General features: G+C 38.1%; 3 protein-coding genes. 2 read left to right on the forward strand and 1 reads right to left on the reverse strand.

Annotation, left to right across the window (positions count from 1 at the left end; genetic code table 11):
* Nucleotides 1–244: 244 nt before the first annotated feature.
* Nucleotides 245–5341: a glycerophosphodiester phosphodiesterase family protein gene (locus D5R40_RS40200; RefSeq protein ID WP_282433671.1), complete on the reverse strand. Its 5097-nt coding sequence runs from the start codon at nucleotides 5339–5341 to the stop codon at nucleotides 245–247.
* 1397 nt (nucleotides 5342–6738) lie between these two features.
* On the opposite strand from D5R40_RS40200, the gene D5R40_RS38190 reads away from it, so the two are divergent.
* On the forward strand, nucleotides 6739–6915 hold the full coding sequence (locus tag D5R40_RS38190) for a hypothetical protein (RefSeq protein ID WP_161564465.1): 177 nt from the start codon (nucleotides 6739–6741) through the stop codon (nucleotides 6913–6915).
* Between the two features lie 317 nt (nucleotides 6916–7232).
* Entirely contained in the window at nucleotides 7233–8294 is a 1062-nt protein-coding gene (locus tag D5R40_RS27820) for an ion transporter (RefSeq protein ID WP_124144535.1), read from the forward strand.
* The last annotated feature ends 101 nt before the right edge of the window (nucleotides 8295–8395 follow it).

The raw sequence follows: 8395 nt of genomic DNA on the forward strand, positions 1-8395 counted from the left end.
GGGGAGTATGGGAGAAATTAAAAAATATATATCTTCACCAAAACCCATGCAGGACTACCGAAAAATTTTTAGAAAGATTATTGAAGACTGGCAGATATAATACATTTCAAGAGGCAATCGCTAGAGTATTTCAGTTATTAGAAAAAGAAACTCACCTGTCTCAAAAATAAATATAGGGAAGTTCCATGGAACCTCCCTAATAAAGGTAAAGATTTGTCTCTACTACTTGAAAGATGTTACCTTCTTACCTAATTTGGAAATTATCCTCAGTAATAGTGGGCGCACCATCAAGGATAGCAAACTGAGTAGAATCATCACTTGTATTGTAGAACAGACCGCCAGATGCTTCACTGTAAACAATGAAAGCATCAGAGCTACTGACAGCAGCATTATTGTTAACAATTTCAAAATCACTATCAACACTGAAACCAATTCCCGCAGAACTGTCAAGAGCAGTAAAGGTTGACTTATCAAGAAGAATTCGATCGCCTTGGTTTCCATCTTCATCTGGTCTGAGGTCTGGTTGGAAATTATTGATGGTATCAACACCAAAATCATCGGAGTCAAATTCTTGATTACTATTGAAGATAAAGAGGTCAATACTTGCACCACCAGTTAAAGTATCGTCGCCAGCACCACCATTGATTCGATCGCGACCTTGACCACCATTCAACACATCATTACCATCACCACCAAATAGGTGATCGTTGTCTTGACGACCTTGAAGTACATCGTTACCATCCTGACCATACAGGGAGTCACTGCCACGACTACCAATAATTTCGTCGTCACCAAAACTACCTACTAAGGTATCCGCGCCATTCAAACCGATAATAGTATCATCTCCATTACCACCACGGCGAACGTCTCCCTCGGAAGTACCTGTAATTGACTGACCTTCATTAGGATCTGTATCTTGAATAACGATTTGACCTACTTGATTCTCTGTATCAACTACATAACCATCTTCTGGTTGCAACTCAATGGTTGTAGTTTCATCATCTTCATCTTCACCATCAAAAATAGTTGTCCAGGTAACGGTTGCTGTAGTTGCCCCTGCATCAATAGTAATAGCAGAACGTGCGAGTTCATCACCTACTGCTTCAAGTTCTTCTAGGTTAGAAGCATTGGTTAGCTCAGGAGGAAATTCTATATCGCCAAAAGCATTATCAGTATCCGTTTCTGACCAAACTACTCGTAAACCACCTTCTGGAGCAGGTACATTTAAGTTGAAAGTTAAAGAATATTCTGCTCCATTTTCATCAACAGTCTCAGGTTCAACGTCAATACTGACTGTAGGAATAGCAACTCCTATTCCTGGTGCTAAGTTTAGAGGTTCGTCTAGGTCTATCTGAATAATCTCGTTATTATCAATATCCGGTCCCCGACCAATGGAGAAAGGATAGTTGTTGTCGTTGGCAACCAGAATAGTGTCTTTATCAAGAACTAACACATCCTCAATGGTAACAAAGGGGAAGTCAAAAGTAGTGTCGCCATCTCCGTTGAGGTCGTTGGGGTCGTCAATATTTAGTAAGTCTACAACTTCCTCTTTCTCAACAAAACCTTCATCATCAACTACAGAAATGTCAATCTTAAAGATTTTCTTGAATTCAGCTGCATCTCCTTGACGACCATCCCTTTCAATGACTAAAAATTCGTCGTTATTGATGGGAGTAAAATCACCAATGGCATGACCTGGTACATCGGTAGGATAGAAACCAATTAGATCGGTGAAAGAGCTAGACTCAGGATCGAATTCATATATCCGGAGGGCATTATCTGGATCGCCAACAACTGCACCCTCTAATAAAGGATAGAAAGTTTCGCGATCGGGGCTGAATGCTAGACCTTCATAACCACGGGAAGTCCGTATATTTGGTTCATCAATAAATTGCTCTACAACTATGCTGCCAGTAGCAGGGAAGTCAGTAAAGAAACCATCTGCACCAATTTCGATGAGTTGTTCAAATTCTTCTCCAGGAGTTTGAGGTGTACCATCAGGGTTGAGAGTAAGGAAACGCTCTTCATCACGCAAAGTGTAGGGGTGAACCTGCAAACCTGCATCATGTGCCCAATCTATTAGTGGTAATACCTCCCCAGTTAATTGAGTGGTAATTTCCGCATTACCGTCACCGTCACCATCAACGGGTGTATCTATATCATCCCGGAGCAAGAAACTGTTTTTCCAAGGTCCTAAACCTTCAGCGTAAGTGCCAATAAGTTCAATGACTTCCGCGTTTGCTAGGTCGGCGTAGGTGGGAACACTAGAGAAGTCAATTAGGTCAGCTAGGTTGCCGTAGATAGCACGAGTATTAGCAGTTTCTAGGAGAGGTTGTAGCCTTTCAGGATTAAAGGAAATATCAGCCTGAGTTGCTCCTATAGGTTCAATCCCAGTAACTTTAACTATCATGTCGTCAAAGTCTTGATTGGAATTAGCAAAGGGCAACTCCTCGGCGGCAATGATGAATTCGTTTTCAACTTCGGAATAAATAGCAAACTGAGGATTGCTCTCTGGATTCAAAGCATTGTTAGTTGAAAAGGTGTAACTTTCGGCTCCTAATCCGGTAGGATCGCCAATGGGCAAGCTGTTTATTAGGCCAAAGTGAACTTGCTGACTAAAGTTATTGGCAACTTCATCACCATTAATAGCAACTACACCTGCCTCGCTAATAGTAACTTCGATGGACTTAGGTGCGCTGTCTGGACCAGCAAATAGAACGACAGTGTTATCGGGATTGGTGGCATCCTGTAGAATAAATTGGTTAGTATCTTGGAGGTTGCCAAACTGATCGAGTATCTCTTGGGGAGCTCCAGGTCCGGGATTTTTCTCAGCTAAAAGGGTTACGCTAAAAGCACTACCAGTGAAGGTGGCATAGTTGACCTGATCTGCGATAGCATCAATATCACTGGGTTCAAACTCCTCGGCATTAGCAACGAAGTCGAAAGGTACTGAGAACCCACCGCCACCTTCGTTGATGAAGGCATCTTCAATGTCACCGAACAACTGCACTAGCTTTAGGTTTTCGAGACCTTGAGCAGGTAATATTTCGTTGCGCAGTTCAAGTAGGTTTTTAACTTCAAAGGACTGAATGAAAATACGGTTGGGGTTGGTGAAACCTGTATCTTGCAGAGTTTGAATTAGAGGTTCTTCTAAGGATAAACCCTGTTCATCGAAGAATGTCGGGTGTTTGGTTTCTGGATAGATACCAACTTCAAACCCAAAACCTTCCATTTCTTGTACCAACTCGATAACTTCTTGGAAGGTGGGAATTTCAAACTCACCGTTGAAAGATTGGTCGCGGAAGTCACGAGATTGAACGGCACGCAGTTGTTTGATTTCTGCTAGGGTGAAATCTTCAGCAAAGTAACCAGTTTTTTCTTCACCGTCAAGAATTTTCGTGCTTTGGCGTTCTGGACCGAATACTTCAGCAACGTTGGTGGTATCGTCTAGCAGTGGTTCGTGACGAGCAATGAGGACACCATCGGAAGTAATTACGAGGTCTGGTTCAACAAAGTCCGCACCTTGAACAATAGCTAAACGATATGCTTCTAAGGTATGCTCTGGGAAGTCACCACTTGCACCCCGGTGTCCGATAACTATTGGTGCGCTGCCGTCGAGAGTATTAAAATCATTGAGGTTAGGATTTTGGGGCGCTCGTACTTCGTCGGCAACAATAGCATCCCGAACGGGAACTCCTGTGCGTGCGAAGTCGGTAAAGAAACCATCTGCACCAATATCTATTAGTTGCTCGAATTCTGCTTCGGGAGTTTGAGGTCTACCGTCTTCGGTCAGAGTTAGAAAACGTTCTTCATCCCGCAAAGTATAGGGGTGAACCTGTAAACCTGCATCGTGTGCATCCTCAATAAAGGAAGTAATTTCTCCTGTTAACTGAGACCTGATTTCTGCTTCTCCGTCTCCGTCTGCATCGACTGGAGTATCCAGAGATTCCCGCAACAGAATGTTATTCTTCCAAGGTCCTGCACCTTCTGCATAAAGGTTGCCAATAACTTCTAGAAATTCTACACTGTCGAGGTCTGCATAAACTGTATTTTCAGAGAGAGGAACTTCTACTGCATCTATGAATTCTTCACCGTAAATATCTACTAAGTTGTTACCTTCAGCGACATTAAAACGGATATCGAAGGGGAAGGAGAACCCAGCTTCAGGATTAGCTCCTTCAGTAGTATTTCCATATAGTTGAACTAAAGGAATATCTCCGAGTTCTGCATCATCTAATTGTCCTTGTAAGTCAATTAAGTTAGCAAATTCAAAGGACTGGATGAAAATACGATCAGGGTCGGTAAAATCTGTATCTTGCAGGGTTTGAATTAAGGGTTCTTCTAAAGATAAATTCTGTTCGTCAAAGAATGTAGGGTGTTTGGTTTCTGGATAGATACCAACTTGAACACCTGTTTCTGCTTCTACTCTTTGAACGAGTTCGATGACTTCTTCTAATGTCGGAATCTCAAATAACCCATCAAAGTTAAGGTCGCGGTAGTCACGAGATTGAACGGCGCGTAGTTGTTTGATTTCTGCAAGAGTAAAGTCTTCAGCAAAATAACCAGTTGTTTCTTCACCGTCAAGAATTTTGGTGCTTTGGCGTTCTGAACCGAATACTTCAGAAACGTTAGTGGTATCATCTAGCAGTGGTTCGTGACGAGCGATAAGTACACCGTCAGAAGTAGTTACGAGGTCGGGTTCGATGAAGTCTGCACCTGCGGCGATCGCCGCTTCATAAGCTGCTAAAGTATGTTCGGGTAAGTCTCCACTTGCACCTCTGTGGGCAATAACTAGAGGATCTTGGCCGTTAAGAGTGTTGAGTTCGATCGGGTTTGGTGTGGCAATAGGAGCTTCTAGTAAAGTTCCCGTACTATCGAAGTGTAAAATGTAAGGCCCAAATTCGTCTCCGATCCAAATATCTCCATCATTATCTATAACAAAAGATTCAATATCAAAGTCTGCTCCAGTTAAGAGGCGATCGCTTGTATCTTCATTGACAATATCAAATGGTATAAGATTATTAGGATCTGCTAGTTGAATAAAATCTTGAATTTCAACGCTAGTATCACCATCTTCTGCTCCAGCAAAGTCGGGGTCAACTTGATATAGTCTGAGCAAATAATCTGCACTATTTCCTTGAGAACCGAAACCGTTATCAGAGAGAAACCAATAAGTACTGCCATCTTCGCTACCAGGAGCAAATTGAACGCCACTAAATCCTTGTACTGGTTGACTATCGAATGGTGTTTCTCGATTATCTGTATTAATGAAGTTCCCTGATGGGGGACCTGCTGCAAATGTGTCTGCTGGTAATACAGCAAAGCCTTTTAATTCTGCCATTTGATACTCCTCTCACCTGAAAATTTACATTGATGTTTTAGATTGATTTTCTATTTGGAAATTTGATAAAAAATAGAAAGATTTTATCTAAGGCATGAAAATAAAGTCAAGAAATATGCCTCGTAGTTGATTTTTAGGAATCAATCTAAATCAAAATGTCTGAACAAGCTGAAATGTCTATTTGACTCTTTCAACTTTGCTCTATAAATAAATTGGAAATTTTTACTAATTCCCATGACATCTTATTGGGTGAACATTAAATAAATATTTCCAGGAGGTTAAGAAAAGATTTATTTTCGGTTAAATAAATAAAAAAATAGTTTTTTTACAGAAAAGAAGTATTTTATCTATATTTTTTAGGCTACAAAAAGAAAACAGGACGTACACAAAAGACGAAGTTATACATCATTTGTAGTGGGTTAATACCAATTTGATAAATATTTGCTACATTTTCTGAAGCGGGGGAGTAGGGGAGTGGGGGAGTGGGGGAGTGGGGGAGAATTAAACATAAGAATAATTAACAATAACTGGCGTGCTAATTATCAAGAAAATTATTAGCCAGTTATTGTTAATCACTTAATAATTGAAGTGTCACTTAAGTATAGGATTCTTTTTTTAAATTGGTATAACGGCCGTTAGCTCCTACCATAAGTGATGGTTATAGGTAAGTCCTGAAAAAGTTTAGTATAGGTATTTCAGCAAAATTAATTGTGTATGAACTTCTCTGTATGTAACGTTTAGAGAGGAAATTATATACAAATTTTTTGGCACTACTACTTAACTTAGTTATAAAAATTAAGTTAGTCGCTTAACATCAAAATTTTTTTGCTAAATTTCATGGAAATACTAAATAATTTTGGTGAACTGAAAAATGACTAACTTGATAAATATTGTTTTTTTGTAAATCAAGAAAAATTAGTATTTTAGGTGAATTTATATCAACCTACTGCCATGGCAGGAAATGTTGTAATGTCTGACTATAGAAATTTGCACCTCAGCTATCAGTCTAATTTTTTCTCTGTGGAAAAACATAGAGATAACTTAACTTGTAGCGTAAGCATTCAGCCATTAGTAGTAAGCTATTTCTTTGGAAGGTTACACAAACAGCAATTAATAATGAATAATTACTTGTAAGGTTGGGGAAGGAGACTTTGGCAGTAACTTTTTATTCTTTCTCAATTTCTCAATTGCTTTTACCTTTCCCAACATTAATAGCTGATAGCTGACGGCTGAATGCTTAACTTTTAGCACTTCGCTTTCTACTGAGAATAAGGGCAAAATACAATTTTAAATTTTAACTTATTGCCATCAATTAATAAGTATTAAAAGTCACAATTTTGAATCAAATATTTGAAATTATTAGTAAATACATTTTGCTTTGAAGAAGGAAAAAGTGGATGAGGACTCAAATCACAAGCAATTTTAAAAACCGTATAGATGGCAGAGTATTAAACCAAAAAGAAAAAGATAAAAATATGGAAATCTTTATTGCTAGAATAAAATTAAACTATTATAAATCCTCTTTTTCTAAAAGCGCAGCGCCAAAAAAATGCTTACTCAAAAAAAATTCCTAAACCACTATGGTTATACCAATTAACTTTAAGAATTTCACAAATAGTTTCAAACTTTAAATGTTAAATAATTGCCTGAAACTATTGTATTGTCAAAGTTTTTAGTCATCTCAAATCTAACTTCTGACTTCTAACTTCTAACTTCTGACTTCTGACTTCCGTTTCCCTGATTCCTCTCTTGATGCACTACCAGGTACTTCTAGTCTCTGATAAAGGAGCTAACGCACTTCGCCGACGCTAGGTCGCACCGTTATTCCATATTCCCTTCTTAAAAATTCAGAAAAAAAATCAATGTAAACATTAACTTTGTTAGTAAAAAAATGATGAAGATAGAGAAAAGACGTAAATCTTTGAAAGAACAAATTTACTATATTTTTGAATATTCAGACCAGAAAAATATTTTAAGTTTGCTAGATGATTTGCTGATTACTATTTTAACAAGCATTAGTGTCAGTGCGTTTATTTTAGAAACTTCTCCCAGATTTTCAGATATTTATTCTAAAGATTTGGAATTAGTCGAAATAATGATAACTGTATTGTTTACTTTAGAATATATTATCAGAATATGGGTATGTACAATTAATCCTAAATATCGTCATCCCATTGGTGGTAGACTAAAGTATATAATTACCCCCTTATCCATAATAGACTTTATCGCTATTTTGCCGTTTTATTTACAAGTATTATTTCCCGGTTTAGGATTTATAAAATTTACATTATTACTGCGTTTATTTCGCTTATTTAAAATCAGTAGATATTCTGAGTCACTGCGTACCATTCTGAAAGTTATAGTTCTAAAAAAAGAGGAATTAATAGCTACATTGCTAGTGGTCATTTTTGTATTAGTCTTTGCTTCAAGTCTCATGTTTTTTGCAGAAAATGAAGCACAACCAGAAAAATTTTCTAGCATTTTAGAGACTATGTGGTGGGGAGTGGTAACTTTAACAACTGTGGGTTATGGAGATGTTTATCCTACGACTCATGTAGGCAAATTATTAAGTGCCGCTATGGCATTTTTAGGTATAGGAATTTTCGCTCTACCAGCAGGTATAATTTCATCTGGTTTTGCTGAAGAAGTTCAAAAAAGAAGGGGTAAAAAAATAGTTCATCCAGTAGGAAAAGATATTAAAATAACTGCAGAAACTACATTTCCCTTAAACTCAGATTTCAGACATCATATACACCCAGACTTCAGACATCATCATCCAAAACAAGAGCAAAAACAGGTGATAGTTAACTATATTGAGGAATCATCCGAGATTATGAAAATTTGCATAGAAACAGCAAAGAAAAAGTACGGACATCATTTTAAAAATGAGGAAATTATTAAAGATTTTGCCTTACTTCTTTATCAGGAAACAATGCACAAATTTCATCGTTAAAAGTCAGGAAGGAGATGGGGAGATGGGGAGGTGGGGAGATGGGGAGACCTGGAATAATATCATGTCCGGTTGAACAGTGATAAATAAATAACTACGGAGTC

Source organism: Okeania hirsuta (genome assembly GCF_003838195.1).
In the GTDB taxonomy this organism is placed as follows: domain Bacteria; phylum Cyanobacteriota; class Cyanobacteriia; order Cyanobacteriales; family Microcoleaceae; genus Okeania; species Okeania hirsuta.